Here is a 17056-nt window from a genome sequence, read left to right on the forward strand (position 1 = left end):
GCTTTCCCCATGACCGCCATCACGCCGGAAATCGTCGCCGAGCACGGCCTCAGCCAGGAAGAATACGACCGCATCCGGGCCGCGCTCGGGCGCGAGCCGAACCTTCTGGAGCTCGGCGTCTTCTCCGTCATGTGGTCGGAGCACTGCTCCTACAAATCCTCGCGCCGGCATCTGAAAAAGCTGCCGACGGCGGCCCCCTGGGTGATCCAGGGGCCGGGCGAAAACGCCGGCGTCATCGATATCGGCGAGGGGCTGGCGGCCGTCTTCAAGATGGAGAGCCACAACCACCCCTCCTATATCGAGCCCTATCAGGGCGCGGCCACCGGCGTGGGCGGCATCATGCGCGACGTCTTCACCATGGGCGCGCGGCCCGTGGCCAACATGAACGCGCTGCGTTTCGGTTCATGGGATCACCCGAAGACGCGCCATCTCGTCGCCGGCGTGGTCGCCGGCATCGGCGGCTACGGCAACTGCATGGGCGTGCCGACGGTCGGCGGCGAGACGAATTTCCATTCCGGCTATGACAACAACATTCTCGTCAACGCCATGACGGTGGGGATTGCCGAGAAGCACCGCATCTTTTATTCGGCCGCGCGCGGCGCCGGCAATCCGGTCGTCTATGTCGGCTCGAAAACGGGGCGCGACGGCATCCACGGCGCGACCATGGCCTCGGCGGAGTTCGGCGAGGGCTCCGAAGAACGCCGCCCCACCGTTCAGGTCGGCGATCCGTTCACGGAAAAACTCCTCCTCGAAGCGTGTCTCGAGCTCATGGCTTCCGACGCCATCATCGCCATTCAGGACATGGGCGCGGCGGGCCTCACCTCGTCCTCGGTGGAGATGGCCGCGAAGGGCGGCGGCGGCGTCGAGCTCGATCTCGACAAGGTCCCGCAGCGCGAAGAAGGCATGAACGCCTATGAGATGATGCTCTCCGAAAGCCAGGAGCGCATGCTCATGGTCCTCAAGCCCGGCAAGGAGGAGGAAGCCCGCGCGATCTTCGAGAAATGGGGCCTCGCCTTCGCCGTCATCGGCGTGACCACGGATTCAGGGCGCTTGGTCGTCAAACACAAGGGCGTCGTCGAGGCGGATATTCCGCTCGGTCCGCTCGCCGACGAGGCGCCGAATTACGACCGGCCGGTCGCGCCGCTCGAAAAGCCTGCGCCTCTCGAGGACCCGACGGTCACGGTGCGCGAGGCGCTGGCGATCCTGTCCGCGCCCGGCAAGAGCGAGGATGAGATGCGCGCGCTCGCCGAGGCCTTAGTGGACGACCGCGTCGCGTCCCTCGCCGGCGTCGAGGCGGCCGGCTATTCCCTCGCGCGCGGCGAAGCGAAGATTTACGCCCGGCTCGCGCCCGGCGTCGCAGGGGATTTCGCGCCGCTGAAGGATGCGGCGGAAAACCTGCGCGAGACCGGCGTAATCGCCGCGGCCGAGATCGAAACCCATGAGGAAAGCGTCGATCTCGCGGACCGGGCTGGCGCGCATTCGCTGCTGACGGCGCTCGGCCTGTTGATGAGCTCGCCCGATCTGTGCTCGCGCCGCTGGATATGGGAGCAGTACGACCACACCGTCATGGCCGACACGGTGATCGGGCCGGGCGGCGACGCGGCGCTGGTGCGCGTGCATGGAACGAACCGGGCGCTTGCGATCACGACCGACGTGACGCCGCGCTATGTGAAGGCTGATCCGTTCGAGGGCGGAAAACAGGCCGTGGCCGAGACCTGGCGCAACATCTGCGCGACCGGCGCGGCGCCCCTCGCGATCACCAACTGCCTCAATTTCGGCAATCCCGAGCGGCCGGAGATCATGGCGCAGTTCGTCGGCGCCGTCGAAGGCATGGCCGAGGCCTGCGAGGCGCTGGGCTATCCGGTCGTGTCGGGCAACGTCTCGCTCTACAACGAGACGAACGGCGTCGCCATTGCGCCGACGCCGGCGATCGGCGGCGTGGGCGTCCTCGAAGATGCGACGAAGGCCGCGCGCGTCGGCGGGGCGGAGGCCGGCGACGAGCTCGTCGCGGTGGGCGTCACGCGCGGCTGGCTCGGCCAGTCGCTCTATATGCGCGAGCTGTTCGGGCGCGAGGACGGCGCCCCGCCGCCGGTCGATCTCGCCGCCGAACGCCGCAACGGCGAGGCGGTGCGCAAGCTGATCGCCGAAGGGCTCGCGACCGCCTGCCATGACGTTTCCGACGGCGGGCTTCTCGTCGCGGCGGCGGAAATGGCGCTTGCTTCCGGCGAAGGGCTCGAACTGAAGACGCCGGTCAAGGCGCGCCGCGCCGCCTTCTGGTTCGGCGAGGATCAGGGGCGTTATCTTCTCGCCTGCGCGCCCGGCGCGACTGACACGGCGCTTCTGAAGCTCGCCATGGCGGGCGTGCAGGCGTCGCGTATCGGGCGCTTCGGCGGCGCGTTCATCCGCCTCGACGAGGACGACGCCATCGGTCTTTTCGACCTCGCCGACCTTCACGAAAAGCCGCTTCCGGCCTACATGCGGAGCGAGACCGCGAAGGAGAATGAACCCATGCCGATGCCTGCGGAGAAAATCAGGGAGCTGATCCTCGAAGCCTTGCCCGACGCCACTGTCGAGATCGAGGATCTCGCCGGCGACGGCGATCATTACCGCGCGCGCGTCGTCTCCGCCGCCTTCAGGGGCAAGAATCGCGTTCAGCAACATCAACTGGTCTATCGCGCCCTCAAGGGCAGGATGGGCGGCGAGCTTCACGCCCTGGCGCTGGAGACGGAGGCGGCGGAGTAGTGCTTCTCCATCTCGCTTCCTGGCCCGAAGTCGAAGCATACCTTGAACGTTCGACGGGCGTCGTCGTGCCCATCGGTTCGACCGAGCAGCACGGGCCGAACGGTCTTCTGGGAACGGACGCTCTGTGTCCGGAGATCATCGCGCGCGAGGCGGGCGAGGAGGCGGACTTTCTCGTCGCGCCGACCTTCAATGTCGGCATGGCGCAGCATCACATGGCCTTTCCGGGTTCGATCACCCTGCGCCCCTCGACCATGATCGCCGCGCTTCAGGACTGGATCGCCTCGCTCGCCCGCGCCGGCTTCACGCGCATTTACTTTCTCAACGGGCATGGCGGGAACGTCGCGACCCTTCAGGCAGGGTTTTCCGAAAGCTATGCGGCGTGGTCGCTCCGGGGCGAGGCGTGCCCCTATCGCCTCAAGGCCGTCAACTGGTGGGATCTGCCGGGCGTTCAGGCCGTCTGCCGCGAACTGTTTCCGGTCGGCGACGGCGCGCATGCGACGGCCTCGGAAGTGTCCGTCACCTATTACGGCTATCCGCAGGCGGTCAAAACAGCGGACATGAGCCCGAAGATCGCGCCGACCGGCTCCTTCGCCGACGCGGCGGACTATCGCGCGCGCTTTCCCGACGGGCGCATCGGCTCCGATCCCGCGCAGGCGAGCCCGGAGAAGGGCGCCAGGATCGTCGCCGCCGCAAAGGCCGCGCTCATCGGCGAGGTCCGCAAATTCTTCGGCGCGTAGCGGGCGCCCCTTTCGCCGCCGCGCGCCCCTCAGGGCGATCTGATGCCGTCGACAAGCGCGCGTATGCGCGCGGGCGTCGGCGTCGTGAAGCGCGACACGGCGAACGCGACGATAAAATTGAGCGCCGTTCCGACGACGCCGATCCCCTCCGGCGAGATGCCGAACAGCCAGTATTCCGGACTGTTCGTCGCGCCGAACCAGGGCGACTTGAAATAGGCGATATAGCCGATGGTGAAGACGAGACCGACGATCATGCCGGCGATCGCGCCCTCCCGGTTCACGTCCTTGAAAAAGATTCCCATCAGGATCGCCGGAAAGAGCGACGCGGCCGCCAAGCCGAAGGCGAGCGCCACGACCTGCGCCACGAAGCCGGGCGGATTGACGCCGAGATAGCCGGCGACGAGGATCGCGAAAATCGCCGCGCCGCGCGCCGCGACGAGTTCGCCCCGTTCGGACACGGACGGCAGGAACGTCTTCTTCAACAGGTCGTGGCTGATCGACGACGAGATGACGAGCAGAAGGCCCGCCGCCGTGGAAAGCGCCGCCGCGACGCCGCCGGCGGCGACAAGCGCGACGACCCATCCGGGCAGGCCGGCGATCTCCGGATTGGCGAGCACCATGATGTCCCTGTCGACCTCGACCTCGTTCGCCGTCGCCGTCGGCGGGTTGGCGACCAGACGCTCCCCGCGGGGGCCGGCCTCGCCGGTGAAGACGGGCCTGCCTTCGATGGCGGGGCCGGCCGCATACTGAATTTTTCCGTCTTCGTTCTTGTCTACCCAGGCGATGAGGCCGATCCGTTCGAAAGTCCTGAAGAAGGACGGAACGCCGCCCGTCTTGGGCGGCGCGGCGTATTCGGCTCCATGGACCGTCTCGATGAAGTTGAGGCGCGCGAAGGCCCCGACCGCCGGCGCGGTGGTGTAAAGCAAGGCGATGAACACAAGGGCGTAGCCGGCCGATTTGCGCGCGTCCGAGACTTTCGGCACGGTGAAGAAGCGAACGATGACGTGGGGAAGGCCGGCGGTGCCGACCATCAGCGCGAGCGTGATGGCGAAAACGTCGATCCTCGACTTCGCTCCTGTCGTATATTCGTCGAAACCGAGATCGACCAGGGTCGCGTCGAGCTTTTCGAGCACCGTCAATCCGGATCCGTCGGAAAGGGGCGCGCCGAGTCCGAGCTGAGGAATGGGATTGCCAGTCATCAGCATGGAAATGAAGACGGCCGGCGTCAGATAGGCGAAGATCAAGACGCAATACTGCGCGACCTGGGTGTAGGTGATCCCTTTCATGCCGCCCAGGGTCGCATAGACGAAAACGATCCCCATGCCGACGACGACGCCCCAAGCGATGGGAATGTCGAGGAAGTGCGAGAAGACGACGCCGACGCCGCGCATCTGGCCGGCGATATAGGTGAACGAGATTGCAATGAGGCAGACGACGGCCACGACCCGCGCCGCCTTCGAGTAATACCGCTCGCCGATGAAGTCCGGCACAGTGAACTGCCCGAACTTGCGCAAGTAAGGCGCGAGCAGCAGCGCGAGCAGCACATAGCCGCCGGTCCAGCCCATCAGATAGACCGATCCGTCATAGCCGGCGAAGGCGATGATGCCGGCCATCGAAATGAATGAGGCCGCGCTCATCCAGTCCGCGGCGGTGGCCATGCCGTTCGCTATGGGATGCACGCCCGCTCCGGCGACATAGAATTCCTTCGTGGTGCCGGCGCGCGACCAGATGGCGAGCCCGACATAAAGCGCGAAGGAAAGGCCGACGAACAGATAGGTGAGAGCCGTCGTGCTCATCGCTTCGCCCCCTTCTGGGGCTCGAGGCCGAGCCGGCGTTCGATGGCGCGCATTCGGGCGGAATAGATGAAGATCAACGCCACGAAGACATAGATCGATCCCTGTTGCGCGAACCAGAAGCCGAGCGGAAAGCCGCCGAGCGCGACCTTGTTCAGAACGTCCACGAATAATATGCCCGCCCCGAACGAGACCGCGAACCAGATCGCCAGAAGCATTCCGAGAAGGCGGATGTTCTCGCGCCAATAGATCCGTCGCGTCTCGGCGCCGACTGCGCCGGCCGGCGCCGTTCCGGGCGGGTTCTCCGCGCTCGGAACGCCGTCTTTATCGGTCATCTGATCTTTCGTCATGGGCGCGCCCGCCCCCGATTGGTTTGCGCCGGCACTGTTTCCATCCCCTGGACCCAATCGCCGCCGTAGCGGCTTTTTCTGGCAGATGAAAGCGATCCGCCCCGGCGCGTCAATAAGCGGGCGATTGCGGCGATGTAAAGCCGGCGGGCGGCGGGGAAGGCAAGCGCGTATCGCTGGAAGATTCTTGCGCGGCGCGAGAATTCGCTCGGCGGCGCCAAACTGCGTTCAGTCGGCGAGCGTTGACGGCTTGTCGCCCCTCCGGCTTAATGCGCCATGCTTGCCGCGCTTTATAACGACCGGCGCGAATGACTGCCTGAAAAAGCGGAGGCTGGCGTGATCGAGGTCAAGCAAACCAGCGACGGCGACCCGTTCGAGTTCGAGGCGACGATCCGCGAAGCAGGCGGCGAGAGCCGCCATCATGTGACGATGGGTCAAAAGACATGGAAAAAGCTGACTGGCGAGCGCCATACGCCTGAACGCTGCATCGAGGCGGCCTTCCGCTTTCTGCTCGATCGCGAGCCCAAGGAATCGATTCTCGGGAGGTTCGACGTCACGGTGATCTCGCGATACTTTCCTGAATTCGAACGCGAGCTGCCGCGCTATCTTTCGCAGTAATAGTCCCGGGGCCGTTTCACGGCGGTCTGATGATGGATCGCAAGGCCCGCGCTCTTGCGAATGACGCGGAAAGCTTTCGCGCGCGCCGCGCGACGTCAGCGGTCGGCGCGGGAGATCTGAAGGAATATCTCCATCATCGGACAGACCATGACATGCCCGTCGAAGACGGCGCCGACGATCAGCGTGTCGTCCCAGACCGCGCCGACGCTCGATGCGTTTATGGCGCCGCTTGGATCGACGAAAACCTCGCCGACGTCGCCGGTCTCGGGATTGACCCGCGCGACATGGGACGGCGAGATCGCGCTCGGGTCTTCCGCGTGCTTAAGGAAATCGAAGACCTTCGGATGGCCGGCGACCCACAGCGCCCCGTCGCGCGCCACCTCGATGTTATCCGGCCCCGCGTCGAGGCGAACGACGGCGCGCCGGGATAGCGCGCCCGTATTCCGGTCGCGGTCATAGACGCTGATGCGGCGCCTGAGAAATTCCGCGACGTAGACCGTATCGCCGTCATGGGAGACGTTGATCCCGTTGGCGTAGGCCAGCCCCTTGCGAACGATCCCGTCGTTCTCGCCGTCGAAATAAACGACGCTGGAAAACGGAAGCGCGAGCCAGGCTTCGAGCGTTCCCATGAGTCCGCCTTCGAAGCCGCGGTCGTTGGTGGCGTAAAACTGGCGCGGCCCGACGGCGGCGACGTCGTTGGGCGAACGCATCGCTTCGAAGGCTACGGTTTCAAGATGCGTAAGCGAGCCGTCCTGCTCGACGCTGAAAATCTCAACGGAATGTCCGCCCGACGCCGGGTGATTGACGACGAACAGCCGCTTTCGGCCGTCCGCGCCCCGCCACAGGCTGATTCCGTGCGGCTGAAAATCCGCCGGCCAGTCCGGCGAGACCTCGCGGACGGCGTAGTCGGCGGCGAGATCGAGCGCGAAAATCGCCCCCCGCTTCGGCCGGCCGGCGCGCGCCGCGCGTCTGTCGGTCGCCGATATGTAAGCGAGCTGCGCCTCCGGGTCGATGGTCACGTCCTCCGTGCCCGGAGAAACGTCGACGCGCGTGCAACGGTCCGCCAGCCGGGGCTCGAGGTTGAGCAGCAGTCCCGATGCCGAGACGAGGTTCGAGATGAAATAGGCGAGCAACGCGACGCCCGCCGCGACGACGATCCAGATGATTGTCCGCATTGAACGGCCCGCGATCCGCTCCGCGCATGGTCTCAGAACGGCGCGCGCCGCGCAATCGGCCCCGAATGCTGCATTGCGGAAGACGGGGGCTCGGCGCAAGGGGCGCGCATCTGCCGCCTGCGCTTGCAAGCGCAGGCGCAATCGCTAAGGTCGGCGCGGGTTTTAACGCGCGCGAGGCGCATCGAAAGGGAGAAGTGGGATGGCCGTTAACGGCAAATGGAATCTCGTCATCAAGACGCCCATGGGCGATCAGCAGGCCGTGCTTTCTCTCAGCCAGGAAGGGGACGCGCTCAACGGCGAAATGTCCGGGGCGATGGGCTCGGTCCCGATCCAGAACGGCCGGGTGGAGGGCGAGTCCCTCAAGTGGAGCGCTGCGGTGACCTCTCCCATGCCGATCACGCTCGAATTTGACGGCAAGCTCGACGGCGGGAATATTGCGGGGAATGTGAAGCTGGGCGCGTTCGGCTCCTCCACCTTCAGCGGGACGCCCGCCTGACGGGCGCAAGCGAGGTCCCATGAATCTACGGCGCGTCGCCTTTGCGGCCGTCGCGGCGTGCGCGGTCGCCGCGTGCGACGGCGAGCGCGGCGAAAAGGCGCCGTCTGCGGCGGCGGCCGACCCGGTCGACGAGGTTGCGGAAGGCTTCGTCAGGCTGGCGCTCAGCCTTGGCCGGCACGACAAGGATTACGTGGACGCCTATCACGGTCCGCCTGAATGGGCTGAGGCGGCTGCGGCCGAACAGCGCTCCCTGGAGGAGCTCGCCGCCGAGGCGCGCCGGCTGCAAACGCGGCTCGAGACGCTCGCGTCCAATGAAGGCGACAGTGCGCGTCTTCGCATACTGGACCGACAGCTGACGGCCGCGCTCGCGCGCATCCGCATGACGCAAGGGGAGCGGTTGTCCTTCGACGAAGAGACCCGGCTCATTTACGACGCCGTCGCGCCGCAATACGACCTCGCTGCGTTTGACGCCGTCCTCGCCGAGATCGACGCGCTGCTGCCGGGCGAGGCGCCGCTGCATGAGCGGGTCGAGGCGTTCCGCAATTCGCTCGCCGTTCCTCCGGAGCGGATGCAGGCCGTGTTCGACGCGGCCATCGCCGAATGCCGGCGGCGCACGCTCGCGCATTTCGACCTGCCGGAGAACGAGCGGTTTCGACTGGAATTCGTCAACGACAAGCCGTGGAGCGGCTACAACTGGTATCAGGGCGATTACGAGAGCCTTATCCAGATCAACACCGATCTGCCGATCGTCATCGACCGCGCCGTCGATCTCGGCTGCCATGAAGGATATCCAGGCCACCATACCTGGAGTTCGTTGATGGAGCGCGAGCTGCTCAAGGGGGAAGGGTGGATCGAATATTCCGTCTACCCGCTGTTCAGCCCGAAATCCGTGATTGCGGAAGGATCGGCGAATTACGGAATCGAGCTCGCCTTTCCGGGCGAGGAAAAGATCGCCTTCGAAAGGGACGTGCTGTTTCCGCTCGCCGGGCTCGATCCCGCGAAAGCCGAGACTTTCGACAGACTCAATAATCTGCGGCGTAAACTATCGCATGCGGACAATTACGTCGCGCGCGAATATCTCGACGGGCGCATCGACAAGGAGGAAGCCGTCGCGTTGCTGATGAAGTACAAGCTTTCGAGTCGCGAGCGGGCCGAACAGCGCGTGCGGTTCATCGAGACCTATCGCGGCTATGTCGTCAACTACAATCTCGGCCGCGATCTTGTCGAAGCCTATGTTGAGCGCGCCGCCGCGCAAGGCCGCGACAGGTGGGATACGTTCGGTCATCTGCTGACGACGCCCCTCTCGGCCTCCGATCTTGCGCAAGAGACGCAATGAAGCGGGCCGCCGCGCTGAAGGCTGTCGGGCTGGGACTCGGCGCTCTGGCCGGCGCGCTGACGATCATATGGCTTGCAAGCGGCGCGGCGCTGAGTCTGCTGCCCGCGGACTCCGTGAGCGGGCTCGCGCGGGCGCAGGCGAGTTTTCCGGCGGAACTTGAAACCCGCAGCTACGCCAATCCCGGCGGGATCGTCGCCCAGGCGCCCGGCGCGACAGAACTGCGCCTCAAGCGTTTTCTCGACCGCGTCGTCTATCAGGCGCGCGGCAGCGGGGCGGACGCGCTGTTCGACGCCGTCACCGGCGAGCGGTTGTCTCCGCTTTCCGAGGATCTGGTCCGCCAGGTCGCGACGCGCGACTATGTCGGCCCGGGAGCCCTCGAAACGCTTGAGCGGATCGACGCCGCCGCCGCGCTTCCGGGGCTGCCCGCGCCCTTGTGGCGCGCGCGGTTCGACGACGGTCTCGACACGCAGCTCTTCATCTCGCCCTTCACCGGCGAGGTCGTGGCGCGGCGCAATCGCCTGACCCGACTCCATGAAACCCTGCGCGCCTGGCATCTTTTGGGCGCGAACGGACGCGGCGCATTCGCGCTTTCGCTGGCGGCGATCGGCGTGTTGTCGCTCGCGTTGAGCGGGGCGGTCGCGCTCGGCGTCAGCGCCTGGATGGGCGCTCGGCGGCGCGCGAAGCCGGCGAAAAAATAAAACGCGCAAGAGGGTTCTTGCGCGCTTTGCTGTTCCCGACGAGGTTCGCGGGGAAAAGTCCGCCCGGCGGTCTTTCAGAAGGCCAGATAAACCGGCTCGGGGCCGGTCTGCTTGGCGGCGGTCTTCTTCTCGGGTTCTTTCGCAGGGGTCTTGCCTTGCCGCTGCTCCTTGCACTCCTGATCGTTCGGAGCCGCGGAGGGGCGGACGGTCGCGTCGGCGCCGCCGGCAAGCTCCGAGGAGACGGCTTTCAAACCGATGACACGGGCAAGCTTCTCGAACAGGCTGAGCTTATCGTTCTCCGAGGCCGCGGACGACGTTTCGCTGTTCACGCTCCAGGAAGAAGCGCCGAGTCCCGGCGCGGCTAGCGCCGGGCCGGTCATCAGCATCAGCGCCGCGACGGGAATCAGAATTCTGGGCATATTACCCTCCCTGAAGACCGACTATGCGCATGCGCGGCAAGCCGGGGCAAGACTTTCTGCGACGAACCGAGCCCTCTCGTCGGCAGACCGGGCGTTTTCCGCGACGGACGGCGCCTCCCGCCGGCCGATTCGCGGTCAATGCAGAGCCAGCGCTTCCTCGGCGGGCGTGTAGGGCAGGCCGTGCGCGGCCGCGACGGCTTCATGCGTGACTTTTCCGCGGTGAACGTTGAGCCCGTTGCGCAGATGCCTGTTTTCCTTCAGCGCGTCGAGCCCCTTGTCGGCGAGCATCAGCCCGTAGGCGAGGGTCGCGTTGTTGAGCGCGTGCGAGGCGGTGAGCGGCACCGCGCCCGGCATGTTGGCCACGCAATAGTGAACGACCCCTTCGACGATATAAGTCGGCTCGGCGTGGGTCGTCGGCTTCGAGGTTTCGAAACAGCCGCCCTGGTCGATCGAGACGTCGACCAGCACGGCGCCGTCCTTCATGCCTTTCAGCATCTCGCGGGTGACCAGCTTGGGGGCGCTCGCGCCGGGGATCAGCACCGCGCCGATCACCACATCGGCCTCGTCGGTCTCTTCGTCGAGGGCCTCATAGGTGGAGTAGCGCGTCTTGACCCGCCCGGCGAAGAGATCGTCGAGTTCGGCGAGACGGCGCAGATTGCGGTCGAGCACCGTGACGTCCGCGCCGAGGCCGGCGGCCATCTTGGCGGCGTGGGCGCCGACGACGCCTCCGCCGATGACGAGCACTTTCGCGGGCAGCACGCCCGGCACGCCGCCCATGAGAAGACCGCGCCCGCCCTGCGGCGCCGTCAGCGCATAGGCGGCGGCCTGGATGGCGAGCCGGCCGGCGACCTCGCTCATCGGCGCGAGCAGGGGAAGGCCGCCGCGATCGTCCGTTACGGTTTCGTAAGCCACGCCCGTCACGCCGGACTTCAGAAGGCCTTTCGTCTGGGGCTCGTCCGGAGCGAGATGCAGATAGGCGTAAAGGATCTGGCCTTCGCGCAGCCGCTCGATCTCGACCGGCTGGGGCTCCTTCACTTTCACGATCATCTCGGCTTCGGCGAAGACGCTTGCGGCGTCGGGCGCGATGCGCGCCCCGGCCGCTTCATAGTCCTGGTCGCCGGCGCGAATCCCGGCGCCCGCGCCGGTTTCGACGATCACTTCGTGGCCGTGGGCGACATACTCCCGGACGCTGCCGGGGGTCAGTCCGACCCGAAACTCCGAATTCTTGATCTCCTTGGGAACCCCGACCCGCATGATGCGCCTCCTGAAATGTCGTCGCGTGATTAGCAGATTGTTGCGCGCAGTAAAATTTATTTCGAAAGCCGGCATTGGCTTGCGCGAGGCGTTGTCGGGATCGTGAAAAGCCGAGGATCCGGCTTAACCGGCCGCGAATTTTTTCATGGCGGAATCTCCCTCGCTTTCTGGCCGTAACGTTCGCGAAGGAGATTGCGTCATGCTGAACACTGCGCGGGTGGCGTTGCCTGCGCCGGTAGAGGGGCGTCTGAAGCGCGCGTCCGAATTCGTCGACAATATTTCCGATTTCGTGCGCGACGACCTGATCGGATTCCGGCGCCCGCTGGCGGCGACGTTCGCGTTCACGGCGCCGATATTTCTGGCGTTCATGTTCTATGTCGGCGGCGTCGAGGCGCTGGCGAAATGGGGCGCGCTTTACGCGTTCGTCGCCGGGGTCGGCCTGTTCCTCGTGGGAAGACAGCTATGGCCTTCTCTGGTCGACGAGTTCGAGCGGCGGACCGAGGAAAAGCGCAAGGCGATCGCAGATCTGCGCTGTGGGTTCGGCGAGGCGTCTTTCGTCAGCCTCGCGCGCGCGCCGTTTTTCATCGAACATCCTCATGGCGTGCTGGTCCTGGCCGACGCTGGGGACTTTCGCACGCTGTTCTTCTCCATCGACAAGGACGAAGACGATCCGCGCTGGCCGCTTTACGTGAACGGCGAGCTTCAGCGCCGGGTGTGGCGCTGGCTGCGCCTGCCGGTATCCCGCGAGATCGTGAAGTTCTCCACCGAGGGCTCGAAGCTCGCCGGGCTGGGCGCGCCGCCGACGATCGACTCCATCGACGTGTGGGAGACCGTGAACGTGGCGCTGGGCGAGCCGCTCGACGGGGCGGTCATTCATCGGCCGTTCGACGAAATCGTCGACATGATCGACCGCATGGCGCGGTTCTAAGCGGGGCTAGGCGGGCTGGCCTGTTACGACGGGCCTTACAAACCGGCGACCGGACTGCTACATGGCGGGCCATGGCCACCCTGATCGACACCCTCGCCGGGACCGCCCCGCGGCATCCTGAAAAGCGCAACCGGCCGGACAGCCCGCTCCTGCGCAAGCCCGCGTGGATTCGCGTCAAGGCGCCGACCTCGGCCGGCTACGCCGAGACCCGCGCCATCGTGCGCGCCAAGAAGCTCCACACCGTCTGCGAGGAGGCGGCCTGCCCGAATATCGGCGAGTGCTGGGCGAAGAAGCACGCCACCATGATGATCATGGGCGACACCTGCACGCGGGCCTGCGCCTTCTGCAACGTAAAGACCGGCCTGCCGGGCCCGCTCGACCCTGACGAGCCCGCCCATGTCGCCGAAGCGGTCGCGCAGATGGGGCTGTCGCACGTCGTCGTCACGTCCGTCGACCGGGACGATCTGGAAGACGGCGGGGCGGCGCATTTCGCCGCCGTGGTGCGCGCGATCCGGGAAAAGGCGCCGGCGACGACCGTTGAAATTCTGACTCCGGACTTTTTGCGCAAGCGCGGCGCGGCGGAAGTCGTCATCGACTCGAAGCCGGACGTTTTCAACCACAATCTCGAAACCGTGCCGCGGCTTTATCTGCCGATCCGTCCCGGCGCGCGCTATTACGCCTCGCTGCGGCTGCTCGAAAAAGTCAAGGAGCGCGACCCCGAAATCTTCACCAAGTCAGGGATCATGGTCGGGCTGGGCGAGACCCGCGAGGAAGTAATGCAGGTTATGGACGACATGCGCGCGGCCGGCGTCGATTTCATCACCATCGGCCAGTATCTGCAGCCGACGCGCAAGCATGCGCCAGTCGAGCGGTTCGTCACGCCTGAGGAGTTCAAATCCTACGAGGCGATCGCGCGCGCCAAGGGCTTTTTGATGGTCTCAGCTTCGCCGCTCACGCGCTCGTCGCATCATGCAGGCGAAGACTTCGCCCGGCTGAAAGAGGCGCGCGCGAGCGCCGCGTCGCCGTAGGGGCGGCATTCGGTCCCGCCCGGCTTTTCGACTCATTCCGGGACGTCTATGTCGGCGCGGCTCGCGGAATGAAACGATGGCGACGGAGAAACGCACCAAAACATTCGCTCCGTTTCCGCCCGAGGCGATGTTCGATCTCGTCGCGGATGTGGAGCGCTATCCCGAATTTCTCCCGCATTGCGCGGCGTTGCGCGTCGTCGAGCGCGGCGGGGCGGACCCGCAGGGGCGCGAGACGCTCGTAGCGGACATGGTCGTCGCCTACCGCGCCTTTCGCGAGACGTTCCGCAGCCGCGTGACGCTCGACCGGCCCGCCTTGCGGATCGAGGCGGAGTATCTGGAGGGGCCTTTCCGCCATCTGCGCACGGTCTGGCGCTTCGAGCAGGCGCCGGACGGAACTGAAATCGACTTCACGATCTCCTTCGCGTTCAGCAATTTCATCCTACAGGCCGCCGCCGCCCCCGTGTTCGAGAAGGTCTTCATGCGGATGACCGACGCCTTCATCCGCCGCGCGCATGACCTGTACGGTTCAGTGGGAATCGAAAGCTGACAGGCGGCGCCGTCAAGCTTGCGCCGCCGCGGCGAGCAGAAAGAGCGCCGTTTCGACGGATTTCGCCCGCACGAAAGCGCGCGAAGCCCGTGCGAACAGCCGCCGCTCGACGCGCGCTCCGCCGCCGCGCGCGGCGAGTCCGAACCAGACGAGGCCGACGGGTTTTTCCGGGGTTCCGCCGTCGGGACCGGCGACGCCGGTGACGGAGACCGCGATGTCGGCATGCGAGCGGGCGCGCGCGCCCTCGGCCATGGCGCGCGCGACCGCGGCGCTGACCGCGCCATGCGCCGCGATGAGCGACGAGGCGACGCCCAGCAATTCTGTCTTGGCTTGGTTGGAGTAGGTCACGAAGCCGCGCTCGAACGCCGCCGAGGAGCCGGGAATGTCCGTAAGCGCGGCGGCGATCATGCCGCCGGTGCAGGACTCAGCCGTGGCGATCATGAGGCCCTTCGCGGCCGCTTTTTGAATGACCGTGCGGGCGAGGACGGCTATGCGCGCGCTCTCCGCCATCTATCGCGCCGGCAGCCGGATGGTCGCGGTGGCGAAGGCGGCGATTCCTTCCCGTCGTCCCGTGAAGCCCAGTTTCTCCGTCGTCGTCGCTTTCACGGAGATGCGTGAGGCGTCGAGCTCCATGATCTCGCCCAAGGCTGCGCGCATGGCGTCGCGATGCGGACCAATCTTGGGAGCCTCGCAGACGAGCGTCACGTCGCAATGAGTCACTGCGCCGCCGGCCTCGCGCACGAGCTCGCAGGCCTTGCGCAGGAAGATGCTGGACGCCGCGCCCTTCCATTGCGGGTCGGAAGGCGAAAAGTGGTCGCCGATGTCGCCCGCGCCGAGCGCGCCGAAGATGGCGTCGGTCAAGGCGTGCATGCCGGCGTCGGCGTCGGAGTGGCCTTTCAGCTTCGCCTCATGCGGGATCGACACGCCGCACAGGATGACGGCCTCGCCCGGCTCGAAAGCGTGAACGTCATAGCCGTGTCCGGTGCGGTATTCGTGCATGGGCGCCTTCCGTCGCAGCAGGGTCTCGGCCATGCCGAAATCCTCAGCCTGCGTGATCTTCATATTGTCCGGCGAACCGAGCGCAAGAGCGACCTTGAGGCCCGCGGCTTCGGCGACGGCGGCGTCATCCGTATACGCCTTCCCCGCCGCCTTCCTGTGGGCGTCGAGAATCGCGCGATATCGGAAACCCTGCGGCGTCTGCGCGCGCCACAGCCGCTCGCGCGGCACGGTCTCGGCGATATGGCCGCCCTCGGCGCGCTTGATGGTGTCGAAAACGGGCAGGGCGGCGATCGCGCCGTCCGCCGCGCCGAGCGCTTCGATCACGTTGGAGATAACCGCGCCGCTCACGAAGGGCCGCGCCGCGTCATGGATGAGCGCGAGCGTCGGCGGATCGCTTTCAAGGCTTTCGAGCCCGAGCCGGACCGAATCCTGCCGCTCGGCGCCGCCGTGAACGGGAGCGAGCAGCTTGGGATGCCCGCGAAACTCCGCCATCGCCTCCGCGTAAGCGTCCCCATCGTCGCTGTGGATGATGACGCGCACGGCGTCGATCTGCGGGTGATCCAGAAAGGCCGCCGCCGCATGCGCCAGGACCGGCTTGCCGGCGAGCAGGCGATACTGCTTCGGCCCGCCTTCGCCGGCGCGGGTTCCCCGTCCGGCGGCGACGATGAGGGCGACGGCGTGGCGAGGCTTGACGGGCAAGGGGCGTCCTTTCGCGGCTGGCGGCCTTTTCTTTCAGCGCTTTAGCTTCTATCGACAAGCCCTGAAAGCGAGTCCGAGTCAAACCATGCGCGTCGGTTCCGTTCCGCTCGTCAACAATGTCGCGGCCGCTCCCATGTCAGGGGTGAGCGACCGCGCCTTCCGGCGCGCAGCGGCGCGCGCCGGCGCCGGCCTTGCGGTCTCGGAAATGGTCGCGAGCCGCGAGCTCGCCCGCGCCCGGCCCGACGTCGTGCGCCGGGCCGAGGGCGATCCGGCCGTTCGGCCTTTTGTGATCCAGCTCGCCGGCCGCGACCCCCATTGGATGGCCGAAGGCGCGCGGCTCGCCGAAGCGGCCGGCGCCGATATTGTCGACATCAATATGGGCTGTCCTTCGCGCCAGGTGACGGGCCAGCTTTGCGGCTCGGCGCTGATGCGCGAGCCGAACCTTGCGTTGCGGCTCATCGAGGCGATGGTCGAGGCGACGTCGCGCCCGGTGACGCTCAAGATGCGTCTCGGTTGGGACTGGGACTGTCTGAATGCGCCGGAGATCGCCCGCCGGGCCGAAGCCGCGGGCGTGCGGATGCTTACGGTGCATGGGCGCACCCGCAACCAGTTCTACAAAGGCGCGGCGAACTGGGCGGCGATCCGGATGGTCAAGGAAGCCGTGTCCATTCCGGTCCTGGCGAACGGCGACATCGTCGATCTCGCCTCGGCCCGCCGCGCGCTTCAAGAGTCCGGCGCCGACGGCGTGATGATCGGCCGCGCCGCCGTCGGCCGGCCCTGGCTGCCTGGCGCGATCGCCCGCGCGCTCGCCGCCGGGGCGGACCGGCTCGACGCGCCCGCGCCCGACGAGCAGCTCGCCATCGCGCTCGCCCATTACGACGACACGCTCGCCCTCTATGGCGAGCCGTTGGGCGCGCGCATGGCTCGAAAGCATCTCGCGGCTTATGTGGACCATGCGCCGGTCGCGGTCGATCCCGCCTGCCGCCGCGCGGCGCGGGCCGCCATCTGCACGCTGAACAGCCCGACGCGCGTGAGAGAGGCGCTGCAGATGTTCTTCGCCGGCGAAGCGGAAGACGTCGTCAGCCGCGCAGCCTGACGTCGCCTGCGGCTTTTTCGCAACATTTGTGTTGATTTTTAGCAACAAGCATATCAGCATCCCCGCTGGTTCGGTCGTTGCATAAGGGGGAGCCGGCGCGAACCGGATGTCGCGCGCCCGAAAGGGCGGCGAAGTACAGGCGTA

At 66.6% G+C, this 17056-nt stretch carries 17 protein-coding genes; 10 read left to right on the forward strand and 7 right to left on the reverse strand.

The genetic code is table 11. The features are described from left to right. Positions 1-9: 9 nt before the first annotated feature. Positions 10-2742 carry a phosphoribosylformylglycinamidine synthase subunit PurL gene (purL, locus tag CHB64_RS15685; RefSeq protein ID WP_159462493.1) on the forward strand — a complete coding sequence of 911 codons (2733 nt, stop codon included), beginning with the start codon at positions 10-12 and terminating at the stop codon, positions 2740-2742. Beyond that, positions 2742-3479: a creatininase family protein gene (locus CHB64_RS12080; protein ID WP_089412873.1), complete on the forward strand. Its 738-nt coding sequence runs from the start codon at positions 2742-2744 to the stop codon at positions 3477-3479. The genes purL and CHB64_RS12080 overlap by 1 nt, the downstream gene beginning before the upstream one ends. Before the next feature lie 29 nt (positions 3480-3508). On the opposite strand, the gene CHB64_RS12085 is transcribed toward CHB64_RS12080, so the two are convergent. Beyond that, positions 3509-5275, reverse strand: a complete 1767-nt coding sequence (locus CHB64_RS12085) for a sodium:solute symporter family protein (RefSeq protein ID WP_089412874.1) — start codon at positions 5273-5275, stop codon at positions 3509-3511. After that, positions 5272-5607 (reverse strand): DUF4212 domain-containing protein, encoded by a 336-nt coding sequence (locus tag CHB64_RS12090; protein ID WP_183234061.1) that lies wholly within the window; start codon positions 5605-5607, stop codon positions 5272-5274. Before CHB64_RS12090 ends, CHB64_RS12085 begins: the two co-directional genes overlap by 4 nt. A gap of 348 nt (positions 5608-5955) precedes the next feature. On the opposite strand from CHB64_RS12090, the gene CHB64_RS12095 reads away from it, so the two are divergent. Then, positions 5956-6237: a hypothetical protein gene (locus tag CHB64_RS12095; protein WP_089412876.1), complete on the forward strand. Its 282-nt coding sequence runs from the start codon at positions 5956-5958 to the stop codon at positions 6235-6237. Positions 6238-6332: 95 nt separating this feature from the next. On the opposite strand, the gene CHB64_RS12100 is transcribed toward CHB64_RS12095, so the two are convergent. Continuing rightward, positions 6333-7412 carry a strictosidine synthase family protein gene (locus tag CHB64_RS12100; protein ID WP_089412877.1) on the reverse strand — a complete coding sequence of 360 codons (1080 nt, stop codon included), beginning with the start codon at positions 7410-7412 and terminating at the stop codon, positions 6333-6335. Positions 7413-7611: 199 nt separating this feature from the next. On the opposite strand from CHB64_RS12100, the gene CHB64_RS12105 reads away from it, so the two are divergent. Genes CHB64_RS12105 through CHB64_RS12115 form a run of 3 tightly spaced genes read left to right on the forward strand, consistent with a single transcriptional unit; the run spans position 7612 to position 9942 of the window. Beyond that, on the forward strand, positions 7612-7908 hold the full coding sequence (locus CHB64_RS12105; RefSeq protein ID WP_089412878.1) for a hypothetical protein: 297 nt from the start codon (positions 7612-7614) through the stop codon (positions 7906-7908). Positions 7909-7927: 19 nt separating this feature from the next. Next, positions 7928-9244 (forward strand): hypothetical protein, encoded by a 1317-nt coding sequence (locus CHB64_RS12110; protein WP_089412879.1) that lies wholly within the window; start codon positions 7928-7930, stop codon positions 9242-9244. Further along, the gene (locus CHB64_RS12115) at positions 9241-9942 is read left to right on the forward strand and encodes a hypothetical protein (RefSeq protein WP_089412880.1); all 702 of its coding nucleotides are present in this window, start codon (positions 9241-9243) and stop codon (positions 9940-9942) included. Before CHB64_RS12110 ends, CHB64_RS12115 begins: the two co-directional genes overlap by 4 nt. A gap of 74 nt (positions 9943-10016) precedes the next feature. Here the strand turns inward: CHB64_RS12115 and CHB64_RS12120 are convergent, their stop codons facing one another. Together CHB64_RS12120 and ald are read right to left on the reverse strand one after the other, a co-directional pair. After that, positions 10017-10361, reverse strand: coding sequence for a hypothetical protein (locus CHB64_RS12120; protein ID WP_089412881.1), 345 nt, complete (start codon positions 10359-10361; stop codon positions 10017-10019). A gap of 135 nt (positions 10362-10496) precedes the next feature. Beyond that, positions 10497-11615: an alanine dehydrogenase gene (gene ald, locus CHB64_RS12125; RefSeq protein ID WP_089412951.1), complete on the reverse strand. Its 1119-nt coding sequence runs from the start codon at positions 11613-11615 to the stop codon at positions 10497-10499. A gap of 199 nt (positions 11616-11814) precedes the next feature. On the opposite strand from ald, the gene CHB64_RS12130 reads away from it, so the two are divergent. The 3 genes from CHB64_RS12130 to CHB64_RS12140 all read left to right on the forward strand — a co-directional run bounded on the left by CHB64_RS12130 (position 11815) and on the right by CHB64_RS12140 (position 14118). Beyond that, on the forward strand, positions 11815-12543 hold the full coding sequence (locus tag CHB64_RS12130) for a hypothetical protein (protein ID WP_089412882.1): 729 nt from the start codon (positions 11815-11817) through the stop codon (positions 12541-12543). Positions 12544-12614: 71 nt separating this feature from the next. Then, the gene (gene lipA, locus CHB64_RS12135; protein WP_089412883.1) at positions 12615-13571 is read left to right on the forward strand and encodes a lipoyl synthase; all 957 of its coding nucleotides are present in this window, start codon (positions 12615-12617) and stop codon (positions 13569-13571) included. Positions 13572-13647: 76 nt separating this feature from the next. Next, positions 13648-14118: a type II toxin-antitoxin system RatA family toxin gene (locus tag CHB64_RS12140; protein WP_089412884.1), complete on the forward strand. Its 471-nt coding sequence runs from the start codon at positions 13648-13650 to the stop codon at positions 14116-14118. A 12-nt stretch (positions 14119-14130) separates the two neighbouring features. Here CHB64_RS12140 and CHB64_RS12145 read toward each other — a convergent pair whose 3' ends face one another. Next, on the reverse strand, positions 14131-14628 hold the full coding sequence (locus tag CHB64_RS12145; RefSeq protein ID WP_089412885.1) for a CinA family protein: 498 nt from the start codon (positions 14626-14628) through the stop codon (positions 14131-14133). Then, positions 14629-15816: a bifunctional 2-C-methyl-D-erythritol 4-phosphate cytidylyltransferase/2-C-methyl-D-erythritol 2,4-cyclodiphosphate synthase gene (locus tag CHB64_RS12150; RefSeq protein ID WP_089412886.1), complete on the reverse strand. Its 1188-nt coding sequence runs from the start codon at positions 15814-15816 to the stop codon at positions 14629-14631. A gap of 85 nt (positions 15817-15901) precedes the next feature. Between CHB64_RS12150 and dusB the strand changes: the two genes are divergently transcribed. Then, positions 15902-16912, forward strand: coding sequence for a tRNA dihydrouridine synthase DusB (gene dusB / locus CHB64_RS12155; protein ID WP_089412887.1), 1011 nt, complete (start codon positions 15902-15904; stop codon positions 16910-16912). The last annotated feature ends 144 nt before the right edge of the window (positions 16913-17056 follow it).

Source organism: Amphiplicatus metriothermophilus (assembly GCF_900199215.1).
GTDB lineage: Bacteria > Pseudomonadota > Alphaproteobacteria > Caulobacterales > Parvularculaceae > Amphiplicatus > Amphiplicatus metriothermophilus.